This is a genomic window from Nitratireductor pacificus pht-3B (assembly GCF_000300335.1).
Taxonomy (GTDB): Bacteria; Pseudomonadota; Alphaproteobacteria; order Rhizobiales; family Rhizobiaceae; genus Nitratireductor; species Nitratireductor pacificus.
Window position 1 is genome coordinate 32,271 of the sequence record NZ_AMRM01000007.1, and the last position, 26,624, is coordinate 58,894.

Genomic DNA, 26,624 nt, shown 5'->3' on the forward strand with positions numbered 1-26,624 from the left:
CCGTGCGTGGTTCGACAAGCTCACCATGAGGGAGGTTGTGTCCTGCAAGTCTGTTCATCAACACGGAGGACGGGTGGCGCAGCGTCTCTCCCTCCCTCATGGTGAGCTTGTCGAACCACGCACCGCGCTGTTGCCACGAGATCGGAAACAACCGGAAGCGGTCCCAAGTCTCTTATCCAGTCCGCCAGCCTCACAAAACCAGATGCCACAGTCCCGCCGCCATCGCCACAAGACCGATCAGGAACCCGTCTGCAATCCGGTAGAGCGCGAGGGCCCGGCGGATGTCCTCGGCGTCGGCTTCGCGTCTTCCGCCCTCGCCCATGAAGGCGTCGTCGACGGTCACGCCGCCATAGCGGCGCGGGCCGGCCAGCGCCAGGCCGAGCGCGCCCGCCATGGCCGCTTCCGGCCAGCCGGCATTGGGCGAGCGATGATGGCGCGCATCGCGGCGCACCGCGCGCCATGCTTCTTCAGCCGAAGCATCGCGCATGAAGAGCGCGGCAGCGATGAACAGCAGCGCCGAAAGGCGCGAAGCCGGCAGGTTGATGAGATCGTCAAAACGCGCCGCCGCCCAGCCGAAATGAAGATGCCGCACGGTCTTGTGTCCGATCATGGAATCGGCCGTGTTCGCGGCCTTGTAGACGGCACCACCGGCAAGACCGCCAACCGCGAGCCAGAAGACCGGCGCCACCACGCCGTCGGAGCAGTTTTCGGCAAGGCTCTCGATGGCCGCGCGCGCAACGCCGGCCTCGTCGAGGCTTTCGGGATCGCGGCCGACGATCTGCGAAACCGCCCTTCGGCCTTCCGCCAGTCCGCCCGCATCGAGCCCGTCCGCCACCGCTTTCACATGGCTTGCAAGGCTCCGCTGGGCGATCAGCGAACTGCCCACGAGCGCGGCCACCAGCAACCCGGCCCAACCGGAAAGGCTGGTCTGGATCATCCATCCGGTAAAGCCCGCCAGCGCGACGATAGCGGCAAGGACCAGCACGCCGCTCATCCGGCGCGCGCCTGGCGAAAGGGTTTCGACATTGCAGCGCGCGTCCGCCAACGCGATAAGACGGCCGATCCAGGTGACGGGGTGGCCGATGACGCGGTAGAGACGCTGCGGATAGCCCACCGCAAGCTCGACCAGGACTGAGGAAAGCGCAATCAGGATGGACATCAGGCCTCGACTGTCTGGCACGGCGAAAGCGGTAACCGACCATGGCGGCAGCCTCGTCAGGGCGGCGGCGCTGTTTCCGGGCGCGCCGACGCCATGGCTGGACCTGTCCACCGGCATCAATCCGCACTCCTACCCGTTTCCGCCGCTGCCCGCCACCGCCTATGCGCGTCTTCCCGAGGAGGCGCGGCTGGCGGAACTCGCGGCGCTGGCGGCCCGCGTCTACGGCGCGCCGGACGGCGCGCATCTGGTTGCGGCCCCCGGCACGCAGGTGCTGCTGCCGCTTGTCGCCGCGCTGCTTCCCGCCGGACCGGCCATGGTGCTCGCGCCCACCTATGCGGAACATGCCCGGGCGGCTGCCCTTGCCGGCCATGCGGTGGAGGAGGTCGAGGATTTCGAGCGTCTCTTCGAGGCGCGGCTGGCCGTCGTGGTCAATCCGAACAATCCAGACGGCCGGGTGATCCCGCGGGACCGGTTGCTGGCGCTGGCGGCGCATCTCCACGGCAGGGGCGGCCTGCTGGTGGTCGACGAAGCCTTCATGGATGTCGGCCCGCGCGCCGAAAGCGTTGCCGGCGATGTCGGCGCGGGCGGGCTTGTCGTGCTCCGCTCCTTCGGCAAGTTCTTCGGCCTTGCCGGCGTCCGGCTCGGCTTTGCCGCCGCCATGCCCGCCATTGCCGCGCGCCTTTCCGGCTGGCTGGGGCCATGGGCGGTCGCCGGCCCGGCGCTGGAGATCGGCATGACGGCGCTTGCCGACACGGCCTGGCAGGAAACGATGCGGAAGCGGCTTGCCGCGGAAGCCGCGCGGCTCGACCGGACGCTCGCCGCGCAGGGGCTTGCGGTCTCCGGCGGCACGGACCTGTTCCGCTTCCTGCGCCTGCCGGCGGCATCCGGCCTGTTCGAGACGCTTGGCCGGCACGGCATCCTCGTCCGCAGCTTTGCCGGCCGGCCAGACTGCCTGCGCCTCGGCTTGCCCGGCAGTGATGCCGACCACGCCCGGCTGGAGCATGCCTTTCAGACATGGCGGGCCGCCGGCGCAGCGGGGAGCGCGTGATGCTCTACATCTGCCCGATGTCCCAGCTCGAGCGGACGTTCCGCGCGACAGGCGCCAGCCATCTCGTCTCCTTGACGTCGAGCGAGGCGCCGCCCCCGTCCGTCGAGGGGCTTGCGGCGGAGAACCGGCTGCATCTGGCGATGCACGACATCACAGAGCAGCGGCCGGGCCTCGTGGCGCCCTCGGGCGAACATGTGGAGGCGCTGCTCGCCTTCGCCCGCGCCTGGGATTGCCGCACCCCGATGGTGGTGCATTGCTATGCGGGCATCAGCCGCTCGACGGCCGCCGCCTATGTGATCGCCGTGGCACTCGCGCGCGAGACGGACGAGTTGGAGCTTGCCCGCATGCTGCGCGCGCGGGCGCCCTTCGCCACGCCCAATCGCCGCATCGTGGCGCTCGGCGATGCGCTTCTGCGCCGCGAGGGGCGCATGATGCACGCGATCCAGACCATCGGCCGGGGCGCCGATGCCTTCGAAGGCGCGCCCTTTCACCTGCCGGTGCGCTGAGGCCGGCCCGGTTCCGCACCTTCATGCGAACAGCCTGAGATCAACCTGGCTGCAAGTTCCGCAACCTTCACTCCGCCGGTGCGGGACGCAGGCCGAGGGGCGTTTCCGGGGCGGGGTTGCCGAGATCGGCGACGGTCTCGCCGCTTTCGAGCCAGGCCTGCATTTCTTCCGGGGTGGCGCGGGGCGAGAACAGCCCGGCGCGCGCGTAGATCAGGCCGATCAGCGGCGAGAGCCAGCAGGCGAAGGCGAGCGGAATGTAGAGCAGGTTCTCCACCTGCCCCTCCGATATGCCGAGCGCCAGGGCGCTGATCACGAAGGCGCCGCCGGCGTTCCAGGGGATCAGCGGCGAGATCAGCGTGCCGCCTTCCTCGACCGCGCGCGACAGGTTGAGCGTCGAGTAGCCCATGCCGCGATAGACCGGCGCATACATGCGGCCCGGCAGGGCGATCGAGAGATAGGGATCGCCGGCGACCAGATTGGTCGCCATCGACGTGCCGACCGCCGCCGTCTGCACGCCGGCAAAGCCCGTCACCCGACGCATGATCGCCCGGATGATCGTCTCCAGGCAGCCCGTCTTCTCGAGCGCGCCGCCGAAGGCGAGCGCGATCAGGATGAGGGAGATGGTCCACATCATGGACTGGATGCCGCCCCGGTTGAGCAGCGTGTCCACCATCGGCACGCCGGTCCCGATCCGGTAGCCGCTGTTGGCATAGGTGAATACGTCGTGCAGCCCGGCGCCCTGAACGAACAGCGCGGCGAGGCCACCGGCCAGTGCGCCGGCGAAAAGCGAGGGGATCGGCGGCATGCGCTTGACCGCCATGACGATCACCAGAGCGACCGGCAGGAGCAGCCAGGGCGAGATGACGAAATTGTCCATAAGCGCGCCGTTGATGCGGGCGATGGTCTCGAAATACGCATCCGCCGGTGCGGTCCGGGTGAACCCCGCCAGCAGGTAGATCGCGAGAGCCACGGCCATGGCCGGGACCGTCGTCGGAAGCATGTTCCTGATATGCGAGAACAGATCGACGCCGGTCACCGCCGGGGCCAGGTTGGTCGTGTCGGAAAGCGGCGAGATCTTGTCGCCAAAGAAGGCGCCGGAGACCACCGCGCCGGCGGTCCAGTAGGCGGGAATGCCGAAGCCCGCGCCGATGCCCATCAGGGCGAGGCCGACCGTGCCGACCGTGCCCCACGAGGTTCCGAGCGACAGGGAGACGACCGAGCACAGCAGCATCGCGGCGGCGAGAAAGAACTGCGGCGACAGGACGGCAAGCCCGTAATAGATCAGTGTCGGCACCGTGCCGCTGGCGATCCACACGCCGAGGATCATGCCCACCGTGATCAGCACGGAAACGGACGGCAGCGATACGTGGATGACGTGAAAGGCGCCCTGTTCGACATGCTGCCAGGTGAAGCCGAGCCTGAGGCCGACGAGGCCGGTGATTCCCAGCCCGATGGCAAGCGGCACGTGGGGCGTGAAGTCGTTGAACCAGAAGAGCTGCACGCCGAGAAACACGAGCGTCAGCACCACCGGCGTCAGCGCCAGTGGCAGGCTCGGCAGTTTCCGTTCCGGTTCCGTCATGCATGCCTCCCATCTTTCACGCACGTCGCGGCCATTCAGGCGATGGGCACGGCGCTACCGGACGCGTGCACACGTCCAGTGGCGCTTCTTCGCATCTTTAGGGAATGAAGATCGGAGCAGGAAGAGTGTTTTTTACTTTATGCTAAAAATAATAAGTTGATTATTTGAATATATATTGTCGGCAACAATAATTATATAAATGGTTATACATAAATGTAATGAAGAATAGCATTCTTCGTTCTCACTCTGCGGCGAGATTCTCGGTCTCCGCCGCGCGAAGAACCTCAGCGGCGATACGGAAGGATTTCAGCCGTGCCGCGTGATCGTGAATCTGTCCGGTCAGGATGATCTCGTCGGGCCGATAACGCCTGATGAAGCCCAGCAGCCCGTCGCGGACGGTTTCGGGTCCGCCGGCCGCCGTGCAGGCAAGGGCCTCGCGGACGCTTGCCGCGATGCCGGGGTCGAAGCCGGCCTCGACATTCTCCACCGGGCGGGGCAGCGGGCCGGGACGCCCGGTGCGCAGATTGGCGAAAGCCTGCTGCATCGACGATTTGAGGAGCAGGCCCTCTTCATCCGTGTCTGCTGCGAAGACGTTCAGCGCCATCATGAAATGCGGTTTCTCCAGATGCTCGGAGGGCCGAAACGTCTGGCGGTAGATATCGATCGCCTGTTCGAGCGCTGCGGGCGCGAAATGCGAGGCGAAGGCGTAGGGCAGGCCGAGATGGGCGGCGAGCTGCGCGCCGTAGAGGCTGGATCCGAGGATCCACACCGGCACATGCGTGCCGCGGCCGGGAATGGCGCGCACCTTCTGGCCGGGCTGTTCGTCGCCGAGATAGATCATCAGCTCCACCACGTCCCGCGGAAAGCCGTCGCCGTCCTCGAGGCCGCGGCGCAACGCCCTGGCCGTCGCCATGTCCGTGCCGGGTGCGCGCCCGAGACCCAGATCGATGCGGTCCGGATGGAGCGTCGCCAGCGTGCCGAACTGCTCGGCAATGACCAGCGGCGCGTGATTGGGCAGCATCACGCCGCCCGCGCCGACGCGGATCGTTTTCGTCGCGGCCGCCACCTGGCCGATCAGCACGGCGGTCGCGGCGCTGGCGATCCCCGCCATGTTGTGATGCTCGGCGAGCCAGTAGCGCCGGTAGCCCCATTCCTCGGCATGACGGGCGAGGTCGAGCGTGTTGCGCAGGGCGTCGGCGACGGTCGCGCCTTCGGGGACAGGGGCGAGGTCGAGGACGGAGAAGGGGATCATGGAGGGCTCCGGGGTGGTGGCGCTCTCCGTCATATGGGGACGCGGCCCACCGATCCAAGGGGCGCGGAGCGCCCGTCAGCTTCACCTCGCCCTTGCTCCGCCGGACGCCTGCGCAGAGGGCTTAACCGAACACCACCGTCTTGTGGCCGTTCAGCATCACGCGGTTCTCCAGATCCAGCTTGACGGCGCGGGCGAGCACCCGGCTCTCGATGTCACGGCCGGCGGCGACGAAATCCTCGGCGCTCAGCGCATGCGTCACGCGCTCGGTTTCCTGCTCGATGATCGGCCCTTCGTCGAGATCGGGCGTCACGTAGTGGGCCGTGGCGCCGATCAGCTTCACGCCGCGCTCATGGGCCTGGTGATAGGGCTTGGCGCCCTTGAAGCTCGGCAGGAAGGAATGGTGGATGTTGATGACCTTGCCGTAGAGCCGGTTGGAGAGGTCGTTGGACAACACCTGCATGTAGCGGGCGAGGATCAAGAGGTCGGCGCCGGTCTCGTTGAACAGCGCCAGGAGCTTTGCTTCCTGCTCGGCCTTGTTGTCCCTGTTCACCGTCCAGTGATGAAAGGGGATGCTCTCCATCTCCGCCGTGCGGCGCGCATCCTCGTGATTGGAGACGATGGCCGCCACCTCCGCGTCGAGCCAGCCGACGCGGATCTGGTAGAGGAGGTGCAGCAGGGCGTGGTCGAACTTCGACACCATGATGATGATCTTCGGCCGCCGCGCGCGGTCCGCGATCGCGGTCTTCATGTCGAACCGGGCGATTGCCGGTTCGAGCGCCCGCAGCAGGCCATCGCGTTCGACGCTCCCGGGCGCGGTGATCGACAGGCGCATGAAGAAGCGGTTCGTCTGCCGGTCCCAGAACTGGTTGGATTCGGCGATGTTGGCGCCCAGTCCGGCAAGTTCGGTCGTCACGGCGGCGACGATGCCGGGGCGGTCGGCGCAGGAAAGATTGATGTCGAACGTCTTCTCGGTCATGGCGGGGTCCGGCTGATGGCTCGATGGGCGGGTCGTGGAAAGCCGCGATCTATACGCGATCGCGCCGCGAATGAAACCGGCATAGTGTCTCATGCCGCCGGATGGAATGTCCTGCCGAAATCGCCGGCGCCTGTCGGATACGCCGCCGACCGGACGTCCTCGGAAAAACGCGCAGCGACAAGGAAAGGAAAACCGCCATGTCCGACCAGAAGGTGAAAGGCCCCGCTTCCTATTTCCCGTCCATCGAGAAGACCTACGGCCAGCCGATCGACCACTGGCTGGCGCTGCTCGACGGCATGCGGGACAGGAAGCACATGGAGATGGTCTCGGTGCTGAAGAGCGAACACGGGCTGGGGCACGGCCACGCCAATGCGCTGGTGGCCCATCACCGGGCCAGGAACGCCGGTTGAACCGCTCCGGCGCCCCTGCGTTCCGGTCCCCGCTCAGAACGTGCGGATGAAGTCGCGCACCTCGTCCTGCAGCGTCCTGTACCGCGTCTCTGCCGCCGCGCGGCGGGTGGCGAGGGCGGCGATCTCGTCCTCTGTCTTCTCCAGCATGGCGAGATAGCGCTTGGCCAGCGCGCTGTCGCCCGGCGCGGCGGCGAGGTTGTCGCGGATGCGCTCCTGATCGCCTGCCGTGCGGGCAACCGCCTCCTCGATCTCCTGCATGTCGAGTTGCGCGCGCACGGCGTTGCGGCGCAGTTCGGCGAGTTCGGTGAGCTTGGCGGCGGTCTGCGCGTCGGTGGTCGCGCCTGCCCAGTTGAACAGGGCTTCGGCGTCGGCGTCGACCAGAGCGAAGCTGTCGATGCGGCTGCGCTCCGCCGTGATCTTGATCTCGGCCGTGCCGCCCGCTTCCACCGTCGCGCGCAACCGGTGATGGGTCGGCGTCGATGAGGCGAGCGCGTCCGAGGCGATCTGCCAGCCGTCGCGCCGCGGGTGCTCGACGATGACAGTGCGTGGCGCATCGGTTGCGCCCTTGATGGCATAGGTGGTCGTCAGTCGCGAAACCGAGGTGGCGCGCAGGACGCCGTCGGCGACGGCGATCCGCCCGACCGTCTCGCGGGGGTCCGTCTGCGTCGTGATCTCGACCTTGCGGTCGGCGGCGAAGCTGACCATGCGGCTTTCGCCGCCGGGCACGCCGGCAAGCTGCGCGTCGCCGACATAGCCGTCGCGCTGGTCGTAGACGGTCAGGATGCCGGGCGGCAGGCTGGCCTCGGTTCTGTTTTCCAGGAACAGGGCGGCGACCGGATGGATCTCGCCGCGCTCCGGCTGGAAGACGGAAACCTGCTCGGCGGGAACCTCGGCGTCGATGAAGGGCAGTGAGAGGGTCTGTCCGGCCTTCAGTGCGACCGGGAACGGGAGGCGATAGGAGGCGCTCGTCTGCCCCTCCTGGGTGGCGGCTGCGCCGGTCGGCGCGGCAAACGCATGTTCCATCGCGGCGGCCGGCGCGGGCGCCATGGTCAGGGCGCGCCTTTGCCGGGCCGCGCCGCCCATCGCGTCGGCGGCGACCTCGGCGTCCATGCCGGCGGCGTTGTCGATGCGGGGCGGCGTCGTGCTGCCTGCCGTGACCGGCACCTGCGGCCGCTCGTGCCAGTAGCGTTGATGCAGGCGCTGCGCGAGCGTGACCGGAGCCCCGGACGACAGGGTGACGGCGACATCCCGCCAGTCCTCGCCGGTGGCGTTCTCGATGACGGCCCAGGCCTGCAGGCGCGCCGCCCCGCCTTCCTGCGAGACCAGGCGGTATGCGGTCTTCCACACGGGCGCCGGCACGACATAGGAGATGCTCACGTCGCGCGCCCCGTCGCCCTGGAGCGCGATGGAGATCCGCCGCACGTCGTCCATGCGGCCGCGCCCGCTGACGGCCGCCGCCTCGCGCAGCTTGTCGCGCATGGCGGCGTCGAGGATCTCGAACACGGTGTCGGTTCCGAGGCGCAGCACCTCCACCTGGCCGGTTTCGGTCATGAGGGAAAGCGTGCGCTCGGTGGTGGCGTCGTCGCCCGTGCCGCGCTGCTCGCTGCCCACGCCGAGCACCGTGCCCTCGACGGTGCGCCCGCCGGATGAGGCGCGCACGGGGATGCCCTGGAGGGACGCCGCCAGCTCCGGCAGGGAACCCATCGTGTCGGGCTGGAACGGCAGGCGGCGGAATGTTTCCTCGACCGGCGACAGACCATCCAGCGTCAGGCCGCCGACGGTGCCGGAGGGGTCGCGCACGACGAGGCTCTTGAGGATGTCGTCGACCTGCTCGAGGGGCACGTCGATGGCCAGCGTTTCGGTGCCGTCGATCCGCGCCGCGCGCCTGATCTCGGCAAGGCCGCCCGACGAAAGCGTGATGGCCTCCACCTCGCTGGTGAACGCGTCCACGGCGCCCGCCGGACCGGTGACGAACGGAGCGGCCACGGTGGCGCAGAGCATCGCGGCGCGCGTCGTCGCGAGAGAGGCCTTCTTGACGGTTTTCATGGGGGTCTCCTGATACGGGTCATCGACAGGGCGAATGGACCGCACGCCGGAGACGTTGGCAAGTGCGCGGTCGCCCACCCGTGCTGTCGATCCACATCGCTGCCTGAGAGAGACCTCGCCGATGCGGCGGTTTTGTGGTGCGGCCGCCCGTCAACCGCCGCGCAGCGCTGCGATCAGCCTGATCATCCCTGCCGTCGCGGCATCCCGGTCGCCGGCGCCAGTCTTGCCCTCCACCACCGGCAGAAGCTCCGTCGCCAGTTCCTTGCCGAGCTCGACGCCCCACTGATCGAAGGCGTTGATGCCGTAGAGCCGCGCCTCGACGAACACGCGATGCTCGTAGAGCGCGATCAGCCGGCCCAGCGCGAAGGGGTCGAGCCTGCGGTGGAGGATCGTCACCGAGGGCCGGTTGCCGGGGAAGACGCGGTGCGGCGCGAGCCGCTTCGCCTCGCTCGCATCCATGCCCTTCGCCAGGAGCTGGGCTTCGGCCTCCTCCCGGGTGCGTCCTTTCATCAGGGCTTCGGCCTGCGCCAGGCAGTTGGCGACGAGCAGGTCGTGATGGTGCTTCAGCCGTGGTTCGTGGCCCTCGGCGGCGAGGATGAACTCCACCGGAATGATGTCCGTGCCCTGGTGCAGGAGCTGGAAGAAGGCATGCTGCCCGTTGGTGCCCGGCTCGCCCCAGACGAGCGGTCCGGTCGGCGTTTCGGCGGCGGTTCCGTCGAGCTGTACCCGCTTGCCGTTCGATTCCATGTCGAGCTGCTGCAGATAGGCCGGCAGCCGCTCGAGCCGCTGGTCGTAGGGGATCACGGCGCGCGCCGGATAGCCGCAGATCACGCGGTGCCAGTAGCCGATCAGGCCGAGCATGACCGGCAGGTTCCGCGCCGGCGGCGCCGAATGGAAATGCCGGTCCATCGCCTCTGCGCCGGCCAGCAGCCGTCGGAAATCGTCGGCGCCGACGGCGATCATGATCGGCAGGCCGATGGCGCCCCACAGCGAGTAGCGGCCGCCGACCCAGTCCCAGAAGCCGAACACGCGCGCCCTGTCGATGCCGAACGCCGACACCTTGTCGAGCGCCGTCGAAACCGCTGCGAAGTGGTCGCCCGTCGCTTCCTGCCCGAGCGCATCGGCCACCCATTGCCGCGCGGTGGCGGCGTTGGTCATCGTTTCGATGGTGGTGAAGGTCTTCGAGGCGATGATGAACAGCGTCGTTTCCGGATCGAGCCCGGCCAGTGTGTCGGCGATGTGCGCGCCGTCGATGTTCGAGACATAGTGCAGGCGCGGCCCGTCATGGAACGGCGCCAACGCGCGCGTCACCATCACGGGGCCGAGATCCGAGCCGCCGATGCCGATGTTGACCACATCGGTGAAGGCCTTGCCCGTCGCCCCGCGGATTGCGCCCGTCCGCACGCCCGTCGCGAAGGCGTCCATCGCCTCCAGGACGGCGCGAACCTCGGGCATCACGTCCTTGCCGGCCTCGACCACGGGCCCGCCCGAGAGGGCGCGCAGCGCCGTGTGCAGCACGGCGCGATCCTCGGTGCCGTTGATGCGCTCGCCCGAGAACATCGCCTCGCGCGCGGCCGAAAGCCCGGCCGCTTCCGCCAGCCCGGTCAGGAGCGCGATGGTTTCCTCGGTCACGGCCGTGCGCGAGAAATCGAGCGTCAGATCGTCGAGCCCGAGCGAGAACCGTTCGAAACGCTGCGGATCACCGGCGAAAGCGGCCCGCATGTCCATCGATGCCTTGGCGGCGCGGTGTGTCCTCAGCGCGGCGAGCGCGGTTTCGATTGCCTGGTCCAATGGGCTGCTCCGCTTGAAAGAAACGGCGTGTTCTAACCCATCGGTTGAAAAACAGGAATCCGATTTCGCAGAACCCCTTGCTGAATCTGGCGCGAAAACGGCGTTGCAGTGCGGTTTCCTGGCACCCATCAATTTCTTTGTTGGAACAATCAATTGTACCAGGGTTGACATGCCTTGACCCGGCGTTAGGCTCCGCCCGCGAGAGGAAGAATCCATGCCAGCCAGAAATGACACCGCCTTATGGACCGGCCTGTTCAAGATTTCCCCTGAATCCGGCCAGACGCTTCAGGCCCAGATCCGGCAGGCCATCGTGTCGGCCATTCTCGACCGCCAGATCGCGCCCTCCATGCCGCTTCCCTCCTGCCGCATCCTGGCCGAGAAGCTCGGCGTCGCGCGCGGTACGGTCGTGCTGGCCTTCCAGCAGCTCGTCGACCAGGGCTTCCTGATCGCCCGCGAGCGGCGCGGCCATTTCGTCAATCCGGAGGTGCTGGCCGCTCCGCCGCGCCCGCCGCGCAAGCAGGGCGGCAAGAACGGCGTCAACTGGAGCAACCGGTTCCAGGTCATGGCGAGCCGCATGCCGGATTCGCGCAAGAACGAAGACTGGATGAAGGCGTCCTATCCCTTCGTCTACGGCCAGTTCGATCCGTCCCTGTTCCCCACCGCCGAATGGCGCGAGTGCAACCGCATGGCGCTGGCGGTGCTGGAGATCCGCAACTGGGCGGCCGACATGGTCGACCGCGACGACCCGCTGCTGATCGAGCAGATCCAGGCGCGGCTCCTGCCGCGGCGCGGCATCTTCGCTAATCCCGACGAGATCCTGATCACGCTCGGCTCGCAGCATGCGCTGTACATGCTGGCGACCCTTCTGATGCGCAAGGGGTCCCGGGTGGCAGTGGAGAATCCGGGCTATCCCGACGCCCGCTCGATCTTCGAGCTGGCGGGCGCCGAGATCATCCCCGTGCCGGTTGACCGGCAGGGCATCGACGTGGCGCAGATCCCGCGGGAGGCGAACTTCGTCTTTGCCACGCCCAGCCATCACTGCCCGACCATGGTGCCGCTCAGCCAGCCGCGCCGCGAGGCGCTGCTGGCGAAGGCCGAGGAGAACGACTGGATCGTCATCGAGGACGATTACGACAGCCAGCTTGCCGACGAGCGGCCGCAGGCGGCGCTGAAGGGCCTCGACCGCACCGGTCGCGTGATCCATGTCGGCTCCATGTCGAAGACGCTCGCGCCCGGCCTGCGCATGGGCTACATCGTCGCCCCCGCCGACCTGATCGCCGAGCTGCGTGCCCTCCGCCGCTTCATGCTGCGCCATCCGCCGGCCAACAACCAGCGCGCCGTGGCGCTGTTCCTCTCGCTCGGTCATCACGACACGCTGGTGCGCCGCATCTCTGCCGCCTTCGAGGAGCGCCGCGAGAAGCTGGTGCAGGCGGTCGGCGACATCCTGCCGGACTGGAGCGCCGCGGATATCCGTGGCGGGACCTCGCTCTGGCTGGAGGGGCCGGCGGGGCTCGATTCGGCCATGCTGGCGAAATCGGCCGCCGAGCGCAGCGTTCTGATCGAGCCGGGCGGCCGCTTCTTCATCGGCCGCACCAGCCCGACGCCGTTCATGCGGCTCGGCATCTCGTCGATCGGCGCGCAGCATGTGGAGCCGGGCATCCGCGAACTCGCCGCCGCCGCCGCCGAACATCGCCGCGCGGCGGCCTGATCCCGGCTGCGGTGGATGGACAAGGCGTTGCCGGTGCGTTAGCCAGTCTTGAGACTGCTGTTTCAGGAGGGTCGCGCCATGGCCATGGTCATCGAGGGTGAAGAGCGGATCGAGGCGCCGGTGGATGCCGTGTGGCGGGCGCTGAACGATCCCGAGGTCCTGAAAGCCTGCATCCCGGGCTGCGAGGAGCTGGAGAAGACATCCGATACCGAGTTCGCGGCGACCGTCGCGCTCAAGATCGGGCCGATCAAGGCGCGCTTCAACGGCGCGGTGGAGCTTTCTAACCTCAACCCGCCGCACTCCTACACAATCAGCGGCGAGGGCAAGGGCGGCGTCGCCGGTTTCGCCAAGGGCGGCGCCGACGTGGCGCTCCGGGAGGACGGCGCCGACGCGACGATCCTGTCCTACAGCGCCAAGGCGGATGTCGGCGGCAAGATGGCCCAGCTCGGCAGCCGGCTCATCCAGTCGACCTCGAAGAAGCTGGCGGGCCAGTTCTTTTCAAGTTTCAGCGACCATGTCGGCGGCGGTGGGGAAACGCCCGCCTCAGCGTGAGGCCTTGCCGCTGAACGCCGCCTCGCGCTTTTCCAGGAAGGCGCTGACGCCCTCGCGATAGTCGCTCGAGCGCCCGGCCTCGCGCTGCAGGTCGCGTTCGAGATCGAGCTGTGCGTCGAGCGTGTTGCCCGAGGCGGACTGGGCCGCCTGCTTGATCAGCCCGTAGGCGAATGTCGGCCCCTTTGCCAGATGCTCGGCCAGCGCCTCCGCCTCCGCCGTCAGGGCGTCGTCCTCGACCATGCGCCAGATCATCCCCCATTCGGCGGCTTTCTCCGCAGACACGGCTTCGCCCGTCAGCATCAGCGCCTTGGCGCGCGCCTCGCCGATCAGGCTGGTGAGAAACCAGGTGCCGCCCGAATCGGGCACGAGGCCGATTCGCGAGAATGCCTGGATGAACTTCGCCGAGCGGGCCGCCAGCACGATGTCGCAGGCCAGCGCGATGTTGGCGCCGGCGCCGGCTGCCACGCCGTTGACCGCGCAGATCACGGGCTTGGCGAGGCCGCGAATCTGCCGCACGAGCGGATTATAGAAAGTCTCGATCGTATGCCCGAGGTCCAGCTTGTCGTCGAGCTTCGCCGGGTCGCGGTCGCCAAGATCCTGCCCGGCGCAGAAACCGCGCCCGGCGCCGGTGAGCAGCACCGCACGGCATGCATCGTTGGCTGCCGCCTCGTCGAGGGCGGCGCGCAGCGCGAGATGCTGCGCCTCGTTGAAGGAATTGAGCTTCTCCGGACGGTTGAGCGTGATGCGGTGCCAGCCGTCGCGCCGGTCGTGAAGAATGGTCTCGTTGTCTGCGGCACTCATGCGCTCGTCCTCCGGATGCGGATTTTTACGTTACATAAAACGGCTCGTTGAGCAAACATACGTAACATAAATTATCGCGTACGGCGGCCGGCCTGCCTCATTCGAAGACGATCGCCGGGGCCGCCTCGGCGCTTGCCTGCATGGCCAGGCTGAGCTGCGCCCGGACCTTCTCGGCGATGGCGCGGTACACTCTTGCCTGCGCGCCGTCGGGGTTCGACGCCACCACCGGGGTTCCGGCGTCCGAGGTCTCGCGCACGTCCATGGTCAGCGGCACCTCGCCCAGGAACGGCACGCCGAGCCGCTCCGCCTCCGCCCGCGCGCCGCCATGGCCGAAAATGTCGTAGCGGGCACCGGTGTCGGGGGCAAGGAAGTAGCTCATGTTCTCGACCAAGCCGAGCAGGGGAACGTCGACCCGCCTGAACATGTTGAGGCCCTTGCGCGCGTCGATCAGCGCCAGGTCCTGCGGGGTGGAGACGATGACGGCGCCGGCGAGCGGAACCTGCTGCGCCATCGTCAGCTGGGCGTCGCCCGTGCCGGGCGGCATGTCGACCACCAGCACGTCGAGCGGTCCCCAGGCCACCTCGCGGAGCATCTGCCGCAGCGCCGAGACGACCATCGGGCCGCGCCAGATCATCGGCGTGTCTTCCTCCACCAGGAAGCCCATCGACATGACCTTGACGCCATAGGCCTCCATCGGCTTCAGCACCTTGCCGCCGGCCGTCTCGGGCTTGCCCTTGAGGCCGAGCAGGCGCGGCATGGAGGGGCCGTAGATGTCGGCGTCCAGAATGCCGACGGAAAGGCCGAGCGCCTTCAGCCCGAGCGCCAGATTGACGGCGGTCGTGGACTTGCCGACGCCGCCCTTGCCACTCGCGACGGCGATGATGGCCTCGATGCCGGGCACGTCCTGTTTGGCGGGCTGCTGCTGGGCGGGGGGGGCTGCCGGCCGCGCCGGGGCGGGTCGCGCCGGCTGCTGCGCGGTGGTGCCCATGCCGCCGCCCTGCTTCTCGGCGGTCAGCGCCACCATCGCCCCCCTGACGCCGGGCAGCGTCTTGACCGCATTCTCGGCGGCCTGGCGCAGCGGCTCCAGTTCCTGCGCCTGCCTCGCCGGCACGGTGATGGAGAAGAACACCTTGCTGTCGGCGATGAAGATCTCCGAGACCATTCCGAGCGAGACGATGTCGCCTTCGAGGTTCGGTCCCTTGACCGATCTCAATCGGTCGATGACGGTCTGTCTGTCGAGAGTCATGTGCCTCTGCCTCTGTTTGTTCCCAGATAATGCAGAATGGGGCGGGGGCCAAGGGAGACGGATCGTCGCCACCCCGCAGGGGGTGCGTTGCGGCACATCGCATCCGCATTGCAGGCGGGTGCGCGCTTCTGTAGCGTCGCGCCCATGATCGACAAGCTGGAATTCTTCATCGCGCTCGCCAAGGAGCGGCATTTCGGCAGGGCGGCGGCCGAGCTGGGCATCACGCAGCCCACGCTGTCGGCGGCCATCAAGCAGCTGGAAGACCAGCTCGGCGTGATGCTGGTGCAGCGCGGCTCGCGCTTCCAGGGGCTGACGCCGGAAGGCCAGCGCGTTCTCGAATGGGCGCGCCGCATCGTCGGCGACACGCGCACCCTGCGCGCCGAGATGAAGGCGGCACGGCGCGGCCTCGCCGGCCATGTGCGCATCGCCGCCATCCCGACGGCGCTCGCCATGGTGCCCGAGCTGACGACGCCGTTCCGCGAAAAACACCCCGAGGTGACCTTCTCGATCATCTCGCGCACCTCGCTTGAAGTGCTCTCCCTCCTGGAGAATTTCGAGATCGACATCGGCATCACCTATCTCGACAACGAGCCGCTCGGCCATGTGGCGTCCGTGCCGCTTTATTCCGAGCGCTACCAGCTCATCACGGCGGCCACGAACCGCTATGCCGAGCGGGAGGCGATAAGCTGGGCGGAGGTAGCGGAGCTGCCGCTGTGCCTCCTGACGCCCGACATGCAGAACAGGCGCATCATCAACCAGCACCTCGAGGAGGTCGGCGCGACCGCGCATCCGACGCTGGAATCGAACTCGATGATCGTTCTGTTCTCGCATATCCGCACCGGGAAATGGTCGTCCATCATGCCGCTCAACCTGGCGGAAGTGCTTGGTTTCTCGGAGCCGATCCGCGCCATCCCGATCGTCGAGCCGGACGCCAGCCATCTGGTCGGCGTGGTGGCGGTCGAGCGCGAGCCGCACACGCCGCTGGTCTCCGCCCTTTTGTACGAGGCGCGGCTGGCGGCGGAGCGTTTCGCGCAAGATTGATAGAGATTTTCTATCGATCGACGGATATGCTGTATTGATCCTTGGTCCGGATTTGGTTCTCCTCCAGACGAGCATCGTTAGGGAGGGCGCTGCAAGATGCAGCACGCACGTACCGAAATCGCTTCCGCCGTCCAGCCGATCATCGAACGGTGGAAGGGCGAAGAAGGCCCGCTTCTGCCAATTCTGAATGGCATTCAGCGGGAACTCGGCCATGTGCCGCGCGACAGCATCCCCGTCATCGCCGAGGCGCTGAACCTGACACGCGCTGAGGTCTATGGCGTCGTCTCCTTCTATCACGACTACCGCGACAAGCCGGCGGGGCGCCATGTGCTGAAACTGTGCCGGGCGGAAGCCTGCCAGTCCATGGGCGGCGACGCCGTGGCCGAGAAATTGCAGAAACTGCTCGGCATCGCCTTCCATGAAACCTCCGTCGACGGCGCGGTGACGCTGGAGCCGGTCTATTGCCTGGGTCTCTGCGCCTGCGCGCCCTCGGCCATGCTCGACGGCGAGGTGATCGGCAGGCTCGATGACGCGAAGGCCGAAGAGATCGCCGCGGAGGTCCGGGCATGACGCTGAAGATTTACATCCCCCGCGATTCCGGCGCGCTGGCGCTGGGCGCCGAGAAGGTCGCCCGCGCCGTCGGGGCCGAGATCGCCGGTCGCGATATCGACGCGACGGTGGTCCGCAACGGCTCGCGCGGCCTCTACTGGCTGGAGCCGATGGTCGAGGTGGAGACGCCCGCCGGCCGCGTCGCCTATGGCCCGGTGACGGCCGACGACGTTGCCGGCCTGTTCGATGCCGGGCTGGCCGAAGGAGGCGACCACGCGCTGTGCCTCGGCGATCCCGAGGCGATCCCCTTCCTGGCGAAACAGACCCGTCTGACCTTCGCCCGCTGCGGCATCACCGACCCGGTCTCGCTGGCCGACTACGAGGCGCATGGCGGCCTCGGCGGCCTGCGCAACGCGCTTGCGAAGACGCCGCTGGAGATCATCGAAGAGGTGACCGAATCCGGTCTGCGCGGCCGCGGCGGCGCGGGCTTCCCGACGGGCATCAAGTGGAAGACGGTGCACGATACGGCCGGTCCGCAGAAATACATCGTCTGCAATGCGGACGAGGGCGATTCCGGCACCTTCTCCGACCGCATGATCATGGAAGGCGATCCCTTCGTCCTCGTCGAGGGCATGACCATCGCCGGTGTCGCGACGGGCGCCACGAAAGGCTATATCTACCTGCGCTCGGAGTATCCGAACGCCCACCGCATCCTCAACGAAGCCATCGACGCCGCGCGCCAGGCCGGCATCCTCGGCAAGAGCGTGCTCGGCTCGCAATACGCGTTCGACATGGAGGTGCGCGTCGGCGCCGGCGCCTATGTCTGCGGCGAGGAGACGGCGCTGCTCGACAGCCTCGAGGGAAAACGCGGCCAGGTGCGCGCCAAGCCGCCGCTGCCCGCGCATGAGGGCTTGTTCGGCCGGCCGACCGTGATCAACAACGTCATCTCGCTCGCGTCCGTGCCGATCATCCTCGACAAGGGCGGTGCCTATTACCGCGATTTCGGCATGGGCCGCTCGCGCGGCACGATCCCGATCCAGATCACGGGCAACGTGAAACATGGCGGCCTGTTCGAGGCGGCCTTCGGCATGACGCTGGGCGAGATCGTTGACGAGATCGGCGGCGGCACGGCGACGGGCCGCCCGGTGCGCGCTGTGCAGGTGGGCGGGCCGCTCGGCGCCTATTTCCCGCGCGATCTGTTCGACACGCCCTTCGACTACGAGGCCTTCGCCGCCAAGGACGGCCTGATCGGCCATGCCGGCATCGTGGTCTTCGACGACACGGTGGACATGCTGAAGCAGGCGCGCTTCGCGATGGAATTCTGCGCCGTGGAGAGCTGCGGTAAGTGCACGCCCTGCCGCGTTGGCTCGACGCGCGGCGTCGAGGTGCTCGACCGCCTGAGAAAGGGCGTCGCGCCGGAAGCGCAGATCGAGATTGTCACCGATCTCTGCAACACGATGAAATTCGGGTCGCTGTGCGCGCTTGGCGGTTTCACGCCCTATCCCGTGATGAGCGCGCTCACCCATTTCCCGGAAGACTTCCGCCCCGCGCCCGTGCGCGAAGCGGCGGAATAGGAGGAAGCACCATGTGTGGAACCGAAAACCGCTTCGTCGAGGAAATCGACTATGGCACGCCGGCAGCCAGATCCGACAAGACGGTGACGCTGACCATCGACGGCCGGTCCGTGACCGTGCCGGAGGGCACGTCGATCATGCGCGCCGCCCGGGAAGCCGGCGTGGTCGTGCCGAAACTCTGCGCCAACGACATGGTCAAGAGCTTCGGCTCCTGCCGGCTGTGCCTTGTCGAGATCGAGGGCCGCAACGGCACGCCCGCCTCCTGCACCACGCCGGCGGCGGACGGCATTTCGGTCAGTACCGGAACGGAGCGGCTCCAGTCCATCCGCCGCGGCGTGATGGAACTCTACATGTCCGATCACCCGGCCGATTGCGCCGCATGCGCCGCTGGCGATTGCGAGATGGCACATATGGCCGAGACGGTCGGCCTCAGCGGGAACCGCTATGGCATGGAAGGCGCCAACCATCTGGCGCCGTCGGTCGACGATCACGGCATCAACTTCAAGGAACTGGACGTCTCCAACCCCTATTTTGCCTATGACCCGGCGAAGTGCATCGTCTGCTCCTTATGCGTGCGTGCCTGTGAAGAACAGCAGGGCACCTTCGCGCTGACGGTCGAGGGGCGCGGCTTCGAAAGCCGCATCACCGCCGGCATGGACGAACCCTTCCTGCAATCGGAATGCGTATCCTGCGGCGCCTGCGTGCAGGCCTGCCCGACCGGCGCGCTGCAGGAAAAATCCGTCATCGAGATGGGCATGCCCGATCATTCCGAGATCACCACCTGCGCCTATTGCGGCGTCGGCTGCTCGTTCAAGGCGGAGATGAAGGGCGAGGAAGTCGTCCGCATGGTGCCCTACAAGGACGGCAAGGCCAATCGCGGCCATTCCTGCGTCAAGGGCCGCTTCGCCTATGGCTATGCCACCCACAAGGACCGCATCCTCAACCCGATGATCCGCGAGAAGATCAGCGATCCGTGGCGCGAGGTGACCTGGGAGGAAGCTTATTCCCATGTGGCGAGCGAGTTCCGCCGCATCCAGCACCAGTACGGCCGGGGCGCCGTGGGCGGCATCACCTCGTCGCGCTGCACCAACGAGGAGACCTATCTCGTCCAGAAACTGGTGCGCCAGGGCTTTGGCAACAACAATGTCGACACCTGCGCGCGCGTCTGCCACTCGCCGACCGGCTACGGGCTGAAGACCACCTTCGGCACCTCCGCCGGCACGCAGGATTTCGATTCGGTCGAGCAGACCGACGTCGTGCTGGTCATCGGCGCCAATCCGACTGACGGCCACCCGGTCTTCGCCTCACGCCTGAAGAAGCGCCTGCGCGAGGGCGCGAAGCTGATCGTCATCGACCCGCGCCGCATCGACCTCGTGCGCACGCCGCATGTGGAGGCAAGCTACCACCTGCCGCTCAGGCCGGGCACCAATGTCGCCGTCCTGACCGCCCTTGCCCATGTCATCGTTTCCGAGGGCCTGTTCGACGAAGCCTTCATCCGCGAGCGCTGCGACTGGGACGAGTTCCAGGACTGGGCGAGCTTCGTCCTCCAGCCGGAAAATAGCCCGGAAGCCGTCGAGAAGGCGTCGGGCGTCTCGGCCGAACTGATCCGCGGCGCGGCGCGCCTCTACGCCACCGGCGGCAATGGCGCGATCTATTACGGCCTCGGCGTCACCGAGCACAGCCAGGGATCGACCACGGTGATGGCGATCGCCAACCTCGCCATGGCGACCGGCAATCTCGGCCGGCCGGGCGTCGGCGTGAACCCGCTGCGCGGCCAGAACAACGTGCAGGGCGCCTGCGACATGGGCTCCTTCCCGCACGAGATGCCAGGCTATCGCCACATCTCCGAGGATGCGACGCGCGCCATTTACGAGAGCCTGTGGGGCGTCAAGCTCGACAACGAGCCGGGCCTCCGGATCCCGAACATGCTGGATGCCGCCGTGGAAGGCTCCTTCAAGGCGCTTTATGTCCAGGGCGAGGACATCCTGCAATCGGATCCCAACACGCACCATGTGGCCGCCGGCCTCGAAGCGATGGAATGCGTTGTCGTCCATGACCTGTTCCTGAACGAGACGGCCAACTACGCCCATGTGTTCCTGCCGGGATCGACCTTCCTCGAGAAGGACGGAACCTTCACCAATGCCGAGCGGCGCATCAACCGCGTGCGCAAGGTGATGGCGCCGAAGAATGGCTATGCCGATTGGGAAGTGACGCAGGAAATGGCCCGCGCCATGGGCCAGGACTGGACCTATGCGCATCCCTCCGAGATCATGGACGAGATCGCGGCCACCACGCCAAGCTTTGCCGGCGTGACCTATGATCTGCTGGAGCGCGAAGGCTCCGTGCAGTGGCCATGCAACGAGAAGGCGCCGACCGGCACGCCGGTCATGCATATCGGCGGCTTCGTACGCGGCAAGGGCAAGTTCGTCCGCACCGCCTATGTGGCGACCGACGAGAAGGTCGGCCCGCGCTTCCCGCTGCTGCTCACCACCGGCCGCATCCTGTCGCAGTACAATGTCGGGGCGCAGACGCGCCGCACCGACAACGTTCTCTGGCACGACGAGGACCTCCTGGAGATCCATCCCTTCGACGCCGAGAACCGGGGCATCCGGGACCGCGACTGGGTGAAGCTGAAGAGCCGTTCCGGCGAGACGAGCCTGCGCGCCAGGATCACCGAGCGTGTCGCGCCGGGCGTCGTCTACACCACCTTCCACCACCCGGCGACGCAGGCCAATGTGGTGACCACCGAATATTCCGACTGGGCGACCAACTGCCCCGAATACAAGGTCACGGCCGTCGAGGTCTCCCCCTCCAACGGGCCGACCGAATGGCAGGAAGACTACGACGCGCACGCAAAGAAGAGCCGCCGCATCGTGCATGTGGAGGCGGCGGAGTAGGAGCGATGCTGGTCTGTGGTGGTGCAGTTGCCCCCCTCTGGCCTGCCGGCCATCTCCCCCTCAAGGGGGGAGATCAGGCGGTGGGATGGTTTTTGCCAATCGCTCAAGTAGACAAGAAGGCGGCGGGTCCGTGCCACTCAATCTCCCCCCTTGAGGGGGAGATGCCTAGCAAGGCAGAGGGGGGTATCGCCGCCGCGAGGTTTCAATCGCTATGACACGCCTTCCCGCCACCGCCCGTGTCACCCGCACCGCCCGCCGCACCGGCGGGACGGCGGTTGCCGCGCGCGCGGTGCCGGAAGAGATGCCCATCGCGCTGTCCTATGGCGGCACGACCCATGCGGTGATGATGGCGACGCCGGCAGATCTCGAGGATTTCGCCCTGGGTTTCAGCATCACGGAAGGCATCGTCGCGACGGCCGAGGAGATCGAGAGCATCGAGGTTCAGGAACTCGGCGCCGGGATCGACCTGCAGATCCGCCTGCGCGACAAGGCAAACAAGCGCTTCGAGGCGCGCCGGCGCCGGCTTGCCGGCCCGGTCGGCTGTGGCCTGTGCGGCATCGAGAGCATCGACGAGGCGATGCGTGCGGTGCCGGCGGTTGGCGACGACGGTTTCATCCTTTCGTCGGGCGATATCACCCGCGCTGTCACGCAGCTCTCGACCCACCAGAAGCTGCACAATGAGACCGGCGCGGTGCATGCGGCGGGTTTTTATGTTGCCGGCAAAGGAATTGTCGCGGCGCGCGAGGATGTGGGGCGCCACAACGCGCTCGACAAGCTCGCCGGCGCGCTCGCCCGGGCCGGTGTCGACGGGGCGTCGGGCGCGGTGGTCGTCACCTCGCGCGTCTCCGTCGAGATGGTACAGAAGGCGGCGTCGATGGGCGCGCCGCTGATCGCCGCCGTCTCAGCGCCCACCGCGCTGGCGATCCGCACCGCCGAAGCGGCCGGCATGACGCTCGTCGCACTGGTGCGCGGCGAGGAGTTCGACATTTTCACCCATCCCGAACGCGTGACGATTGGAGCGGCCAGACATGTCGCATGACAAGAAGTTCAACACCGGCGAGGAGCATCTGATCTACATGGCGAACCAGATCGCCACGTTCTTCACATCACAGCCGGGCAACCATGCGGCGAAGGGCGTGGCCGACCACATCAACAGCTTCTGGGAGCCGCGCATGCGCCGCCACCTGTTCGAGATCATCGAGCGTGGCGGACAGGGGCTGTCACCGCTCGTTCTGGAAGCCGCCGAAAGCATCCGCCGACCGAAAGCCGCCTGAGGGCCGGGCCGGCCTTCAACCGGATCGCGCTCGGATATTTAGCCGGCGCATAAGACTGTCGAAATCGGGGACGAACCAGACGTGTTCGCCGCGATTTGCTTCATGGATGAAATCCCGCAATGCCGCGCTCTCGGCAACCTCCACCGAAACGTCGCCGACGATGGCGAGGCGTGCGCCCAGATTCGAGAACTTCTGAAGGATGGTTCCGGCTTTCCGGGTGCTGAGGGGGAAGAAGTCGCCCGGCAATCGCCCGGTCGGCAGGGCGATGAACGTTATCCCCAGCGACCAGGCGGCATTGATGAGGTCGACCGCGTCGCGGTCATCCCGAAGCTTCGGGCCGTTCGGCGAGACCTCGAAGATCCGGACTTCGCCGACCTCCCGAATGTGAGCCGGTGCTTCGCTCGACCAGTCGTTTCCGAATGTCCATTCGAACGCGGCCGCCTGTGCGACGCGCGCGTCATGGGCGGCGTCCTCCCCGACGCGAAAGCAGACGAAACCATCAACGCGTGCCTGATCGCCGGCAGCGTCCGCCAGCGCCTCAGCGACCGTGACACCGGGATCGAACAGGAAGGGTTGGTGCAGAAGCACCGTCATTCCATAGAACCTGTCGAGACGGCTCTGGATGACACGGTGGCTCTCGTTTGCGTCGCCGGAGCCGTCGCCGCTTCCGGTGTGCTTCAATTCCCTGACCGACGCGGGCACGTCATCCGGAGACGTCCACAACGGGGCCGCGCCGACCACATGCATTGCCAGTCTTCGGGCGATCTCGACCGATGCTCCTCCGCCGGAGACCGAGACAAGGGCAGCCATGCGACCGACATCGGGCGTCGGGCCGTTGTGCGCATAGGCGCCAAGGCAGCCTTCCGGTGTGTCGATCCCGGCTGTCCGATGCAGAGTGACGGCTTCCCCGAACCGTGCCGACAGATGGTGGAGATAGCCTGCAACCGTGTCACGCCCGTCCGGCGACGGCGCGTCCAGCGTGCGCGCGAGATCGCCGCCGGCCTCGAGGGCGATGCGCGCCAGATCCCCCGCTGCCGTCTGGAACTGCGCGTTGCGGCTGACGAAGTCCGTTTCGGCGCGCAACTCGATCAGCGCGCCGCGCCGCTCCCGCACGACGCAGGCGACGACGCCCTCGGGCGTTGGCCGGCGATGGACCCGCGTGGCCGCACGCATCGTCGCGCGCAGGCTTTCGGCTGCGCGGTCGAGGTTCCCTTCGGCCGCAATCAGAGCGCGCTTGCAATCCATCACCCCGGCTGCCGTGCGCTCGCGCAGGGCCTTGATGAGCTGGATGTCCGGTTTCGGCATTGCAGTGCTCCGCTGTCATGCAGCCTTTTCACGAGATCGCCCTGCGTCCATTCGGACGCACAAGGGACGATCCAGGTCATTCATCGCGCATCGAAACAGGCCGGAAACCGGATTCCACCTTTCGGTCCGATGCTCTGAGATGATGCAGTTTCTCCGGATTGCGTGTCACATAGACTGCTGCGATCCTCCCCTTATCCACCAGAAAGGCGGAGGTTTGTGCGATGCCCCCGGCCTCGATCGTGACGAAGCCGGGCAGGCCGTCGATGGCGGCATAGCGGACGAAGCGCGAGGGCGATCGCGCAAAGTAGCGGGCCAGCCCCCGGAACAGTTTCAGGGCGGCGTCGATCCCGGTCGATGGTGATGTGGGCGCGGCAACCCGGCCGCCGCCATCCGTGTAGATCACGACATCCTTCGTGAGCAGCCCGCGCAGGGCCTGCATGTCGCCGGTCCGTGAGGCCGTGTAGAAAGCGGCGGCAAGCGCCAGCCCTTCCTCCTTCGTGGCGTTGAAGCGGGGGCGGGCCTGATGGATGTGGAGCCGCGCCCTGCTGGCGAGCTTGCGGCATGCGGCGGCGTCACGGCCGAGCGTTCCGGAAATCTCCTCGAAGCCGACCCCGAACACATCATGCAGCAGGAAGGCCGCCCGCTCGAGCGGGGACAGCCTTTCGAGCGCCATCATCAGCGGCAGCGTGATGTCCTCCAAGACATCCTCTTCGTCTTCCGGGTCGAAGAATGGCTCGGGCAACCAGGGGCCGATATAGGTCTCGCGCCGGCGGCGGGCGGATTTCAGCTCGTTGACGCAGAGCCGGGTGACGATCGTCTGCAGAAAGGCCGCCGGCTCGCGGACATTGCGGCGATCATGGTTCAGCCAGCGCAGCCAGGCATCCTGGACGATGTCTTCCGCGTCGGCGACCGAACCCAGCATGCGGTAGGCGAGCCGGGTCAGCCTTGGCCGAAGACCGGAGAAGATCGCCTCGGTGTCGGTCGCCTGCATCGCCGCCTATCCTGCCAGTGCGGCCATCGCGGGTTCGCGCCCGAGCGTGAACTGCAGGGCGACGGTCGCCACGCGCCGGCCCAGGTGCCGCGCGGTTGCGAGGTCCGCCTCGGGCGGTGCCAGGTCCGGCCCCTGGTCGACATTCGACTGCGCCGCTGCGCCGAGCCAGAATCCGAGCCTGTTCAGATCTTCCTCCGAACCCGTCGAGGAACAGTTTGCCGGCGGCAGGTCGAGGCTCACCCAGTGCATGCCGTGCTGCGCCGCGAACAGCGCCATCTGCAGGAGCGTCGACAGCTTGTCGCCCGACCGAGAGCCGGAATTGGTGAAGCCCGCTGCGATCTTGTCCTTCCACAGATAGCCTCTGGCCATGATGGCACTGGAGCTGGCCTCCTGGAACGCCTTGAACGACGCCGAGCCGGCGCCGACATAGGTGGGAGCGCCGAAGATGATCGCCTGAGCGGCGTTCAGCTCCTCCCAGCGCCTCTGCGCCTCATCGGTCGTCAGGAGCAGGGCCTCGGCGCCGCGCACCTGTTCGACGCCGGCCCGGACCGCCTCCGCCTGCCGGGCGGTATGGCCGTAGCCCGAATGATGGACGATGGCGATGCGGGCGGCGGGCGGCCTTGCCATCGACCCGATGGAACTGGATTCGCCTGTTGTTTCCCTGCTGTACATTCTCGGCTCCTTCGCGAACGCTACGAAGGACATGACAGGAGTGCCCGGCGGATTGTGACATGCGGCGGTCATGGGCTTCAGGCCTCCTCGCGCGGCCATTGTCCTGTGGAGGGGCCCGCTTGAGCGACGGCCGCGGGCCGGTTCCAGATGCCGGTCGCCGCGGCGTGGGCGGCGTCCAGAACCTCCTGCGCGATCCTGGTTTCCGGAATCGCCCGGGCGAGGATCATCCCGCCGACGCACAGCGCCGTCAGCGAGAGGGCCTGCGAGCGCCGCGCGGCCGGGTCGCCCTCGAGGTTCATCTCGAACAGCCAGACCATCGCCTCCACGAGGTGCCGGTAGCTGTCGCGGACGCGCGGGCCGGCATTGGCGACATCGGTCGCGTAGGCGATCAGCGGACACTGCCCGTCGCGGTCCGCCAGATGGCGGCGGGAGAGATAGGCGTCCACCATACGCTGCGCCATCACGAGCTGGCATGCGGTGGGGTCCACCTTCTCCTCGGCGCGCCATCGGGCGCCGCGGCCCTCGAGGAAGCCGATCATCGCGTCGGCGAAAAGCTCTTCCTTGCTGGAGAAATGCGCATAGAATCCGCCGCGTGTCAGATTGGCCTCGGCCATGACCTGATCGATGGTGACCCGATCGTAGCCGCGCCGGTTGAACAGCACGCGCGCCGCCTCGAGAATGCGCTCCCGTGTCTTCGCCTTGTGGTCCTTGGGGTATGGCATGGTGGCTCCTCCCGGAGGCGGCACGATAGCAGACGCCAGAATATGTTCTTGATCATATTCTGGCGTGACGCATTCTTTCCCCGTTGCAACCAAGGAGGATTGTCGTGCCCAGATTCATTCTCGCATTTCGCGGCGGCATGCCCAAGAGCCCTGAGGAAGGGCAGAAGATGATGACGGACTGGAATGGCTGGATGGAAGCTCTCGGCTCCAGCCTGGTCGACAAGGGCGCCGGCTTTGGCAAGTCGCGTTTTCTGTCCAGACCGGGCCGTGAGGAGAAGGCCGGCGATCCGTTGTCGGGATACTCCGTAGTCGAAGCTCCCGACATCGAGGCGGCGTTAAAGATCGCGGGCAGGAACCCGATCTTCGCTCTCGGCGGCACGATCGAGGTCGCCGAGTGCCTTCAGATGTAGCAGGGATATCGCTTCCGCTGCGGCGCGAGGGGCAGGGCGGCTGATCCTGTCCCTCGCGTTTCGTGGGCCTGAGAAACGGCTTGCGACCGGTCCCGGCGTCGCTGTCGCTGGCCGG

General features: G+C 67.3%; 24 protein-coding genes. 12 read left to right on the plus strand and 12 right to left on the minus strand.

Annotation, left to right across the window (positions count from 1 at the left end; all coding sequences use genetic code 11):
* Window positions 1-190: 190 nt before the first annotated feature.
* Entirely contained in the window at window positions 191-1,159 is a 969-nt protein-coding gene (gene cbiB, locus NA2_RS07775) for an adenosylcobinamide-phosphate synthase CbiB (RefSeq protein ID WP_008596012.1), read from the minus strand.
* On the opposite strand from cbiB, the gene cobD reads away from it, so the two are divergent.
* Window positions 1,152-2,207, plus strand: coding sequence for a threonine-phosphate decarboxylase CobD (gene cobD, locus NA2_RS07780; protein ID WP_008596013.1), 1,056 nt, complete (start codon window positions 1,152-1,154; stop codon window positions 2,205-2,207). The genes cbiB and cobD overlap by 8 nt on opposite strands.
* The gene (locus NA2_RS07785) at window positions 2,207-2,713 is read left to right on the plus strand and encodes a tyrosine phosphatase family protein (RefSeq protein WP_040677226.1); all 507 of its coding nucleotides are present in this window, start codon (window positions 2,207-2,209) and stop codon (window positions 2,711-2,713) included. The genes cobD and NA2_RS07785 overlap by 1 nt, the downstream gene beginning before the upstream one ends.
* A gap of 67 nt (window positions 2,714-2,780) precedes the next feature.
* Here the strand turns inward: NA2_RS07785 and nhaC are convergent, their stop codons facing one another.
* From nhaC to purU, 3 genes are all read right to left on the minus strand, one after another.
* Window positions 2,781-4,292, minus strand: coding sequence for a Na+/H+ antiporter NhaC (gene nhaC / locus NA2_RS07790; protein WP_008596015.1), 1,512 nt, complete (start codon window positions 4,290-4,292; stop codon window positions 2,781-2,783).
* A gap of 241 nt (window positions 4,293-4,533) precedes the next feature.
* On the minus strand, window positions 4,534-5,544 hold the full coding sequence (locus NA2_RS07795; protein WP_008596016.1) for an LLM class flavin-dependent oxidoreductase: 1,011 nt from the start codon (window positions 5,542-5,544) through the stop codon (window positions 4,534-4,536).
* Window positions 5,545-5,665: 121 nt separating this feature from the next.
* Window positions 5,666-6,520, minus strand: coding sequence for a formyltetrahydrofolate deformylase (purU, locus tag NA2_RS07800; protein ID WP_051011588.1), 855 nt, complete (start codon window positions 6,518-6,520; stop codon window positions 5,666-5,668).
* A 197-nt stretch (window positions 6,521-6,717) separates the two neighbouring features.
* Between purU and NA2_RS07805 the strand changes: the two genes are divergently transcribed.
* Window positions 6,718-6,930 (plus strand): DUF4287 domain-containing protein, encoded by a 213-nt coding sequence (locus NA2_RS07805; protein ID WP_008596018.1) that lies wholly within the window; start codon window positions 6,718-6,720, stop codon window positions 6,928-6,930.
* A 33-nt stretch (window positions 6,931-6,963) separates the two neighbouring features.
* Here NA2_RS07805 and NA2_RS07810 read toward each other — a convergent pair whose 3' ends face one another.
* Both NA2_RS07810 and pgi read right to left on the minus strand, forming a co-directional pair.
* Window positions 6,964-8,976 (minus strand): DUF4139 domain-containing protein, encoded by a 2,013-nt coding sequence (locus NA2_RS07810; protein WP_008596019.1) that lies wholly within the window; start codon window positions 8,974-8,976, stop codon window positions 6,964-6,966.
* 150 nt (window positions 8,977-9,126) lie between these two features.
* Window positions 9,127-10,767, minus strand: a complete 1,641-nt coding sequence (gene pgi, locus NA2_RS07815) for a glucose-6-phosphate isomerase (RefSeq protein WP_008596020.1) — start codon at window positions 10,765-10,767, stop codon at window positions 9,127-9,129.
* Between the two features lie 214 nt (window positions 10,768-10,981).
* On the opposite strand from pgi, the gene pdxR reads away from it, so the two are divergent.
* On the plus strand, window positions 10,982-12,475 hold the full coding sequence (pdxR, locus tag NA2_RS07820; RefSeq protein WP_008596021.1) for a MocR-like pyridoxine biosynthesis transcription factor PdxR: 1,494 nt from the start codon (window positions 10,982-10,984) through the stop codon (window positions 12,473-12,475).
* A gap of 78 nt (window positions 12,476-12,553) precedes the next feature.
* Window positions 12,554-13,027 (plus strand): SRPBCC family protein, encoded by a 474-nt coding sequence (locus NA2_RS07825; RefSeq protein WP_008596022.1) that lies wholly within the window; start codon window positions 12,554-12,556, stop codon window positions 13,025-13,027.
* On the opposite strand, the gene paaG is transcribed toward NA2_RS07825, so the two are convergent.
* On the minus strand, window positions 13,019-13,828 hold the full coding sequence (gene paaG / locus NA2_RS07830) for a 2-(1,2-epoxy-1,2-dihydrophenyl)acetyl-CoA isomerase PaaG (RefSeq protein ID WP_008596023.1): 810 nt from the start codon (window positions 13,826-13,828) through the stop codon (window positions 13,019-13,021). The two genes, NA2_RS07825 and paaG, sit on opposite strands and share 9 nt — an antisense overlap.
* 97 nt (window positions 13,829-13,925) lie before the next feature.
* Entirely contained in the window at window positions 13,926-15,074 is a 1,149-nt protein-coding gene (locus NA2_RS07835) for an Mrp/NBP35 family ATP-binding protein (RefSeq protein WP_008596024.1), read from the minus strand.
* A gap of 144 nt (window positions 15,075-15,218) precedes the next feature.
* Between NA2_RS07835 and NA2_RS07840 the strand changes: the two genes are divergently transcribed.
* The 6 genes from NA2_RS07840 to NA2_RS07865 all read left to right on the plus strand — a co-directional run bounded on the left by NA2_RS07840 (window position 15,219) and on the right by NA2_RS07865 (window position 22,409).
* Window positions 15,219-16,115, plus strand: a complete 897-nt coding sequence (locus NA2_RS07840; RefSeq protein ID WP_008596026.1) for a LysR family transcriptional regulator — start codon at window positions 15,219-15,221, stop codon at window positions 16,113-16,115.
* A 96-nt stretch (window positions 16,116-16,211) separates the two neighbouring features.
* A complete protein-coding gene (locus tag NA2_RS07845; RefSeq protein ID WP_008596027.1) occupies window positions 16,212-16,685 on the plus strand; it encodes a formate dehydrogenase subunit gamma in 474 nt (157 codons plus the stop codon).
* On the plus strand, window positions 16,682-18,238 hold the full coding sequence (locus NA2_RS07850) for a formate dehydrogenase beta subunit (protein ID WP_008596029.1): 1,557 nt from the start codon (window positions 16,682-16,684) through the stop codon (window positions 18,236-18,238). The genes NA2_RS07845 and NA2_RS07850 overlap by 4 nt, the downstream gene beginning before the upstream one ends.
* Window positions 18,239-18,249: 11 nt before the next feature.
* Entirely contained in the window at window positions 18,250-21,135 is a 2,886-nt protein-coding gene (gene fdhF, locus NA2_RS07855; protein WP_008596031.1) for a formate dehydrogenase subunit alpha, read from the plus strand.
* Between the two features lie 211 nt (window positions 21,136-21,346).
* Window positions 21,347-22,174, plus strand: coding sequence for a formate dehydrogenase accessory sulfurtransferase FdhD (gene fdhD / locus NA2_RS07860; RefSeq protein ID WP_008596032.1), 828 nt, complete (start codon window positions 21,347-21,349; stop codon window positions 22,172-22,174).
* Window positions 22,164-22,409: a formate dehydrogenase subunit delta gene (locus NA2_RS07865; RefSeq protein WP_008596033.1), complete on the plus strand. Its 246-nt coding sequence runs from the start codon at window positions 22,164-22,166 to the stop codon at window positions 22,407-22,409. The genes fdhD and NA2_RS07865 overlap by 11 nt, the downstream gene beginning before the upstream one ends.
* Window positions 22,410-22,424: 15 nt before the next feature.
* On the opposite strand, the gene tsf is transcribed toward NA2_RS07865, so the two are convergent.
* The 4 genes from tsf to NA2_RS07885 form a co-directional block, all read right to left on the minus strand.
* Complete coding sequence (gene tsf / locus NA2_RS07870) at window positions 22,425-23,714, minus strand: translation elongation factor Ts (protein ID WP_008596034.1); 1,290 nt, start codon at window positions 23,712-23,714, stop codon at window positions 22,425-22,427.
* 76 nt (window positions 23,715-23,790) lie between these two features.
* On the minus strand, window positions 23,791-24,705 hold the full coding sequence (locus NA2_RS07875; protein WP_008596035.1) for a sigma-70 family RNA polymerase sigma factor: 915 nt from the start codon (window positions 24,703-24,705) through the stop codon (window positions 23,791-23,793).
* A 6-nt stretch (window positions 24,706-24,711) separates the two neighbouring features.
* Entirely contained in the window at window positions 24,712-25,332 is a 621-nt protein-coding gene (locus tag NA2_RS07880) for a flavodoxin family protein (protein ID WP_008596036.1), read from the minus strand.
* A 122-nt stretch (window positions 25,333-25,454) separates the two neighbouring features.
* Complete coding sequence (locus tag NA2_RS07885; RefSeq protein WP_008596037.1) at window positions 25,455-26,099, minus strand: TetR/AcrR family transcriptional regulator; 645 nt, start codon at window positions 26,097-26,099, stop codon at window positions 25,455-25,457.
* 104 nt (window positions 26,100-26,203) lie between these two features.
* Here NA2_RS07885 and NA2_RS07890 point away from each other — a divergent pair, with 104 nt between their 5' ends.
* A complete protein-coding gene (locus NA2_RS07890) occupies window positions 26,204-26,509 on the plus strand; it encodes a YciI family protein (protein ID WP_008596039.1) in 306 nt (101 codons plus the stop codon).
* Window positions 26,510-26,624 lie beyond the last annotated feature (115 nt).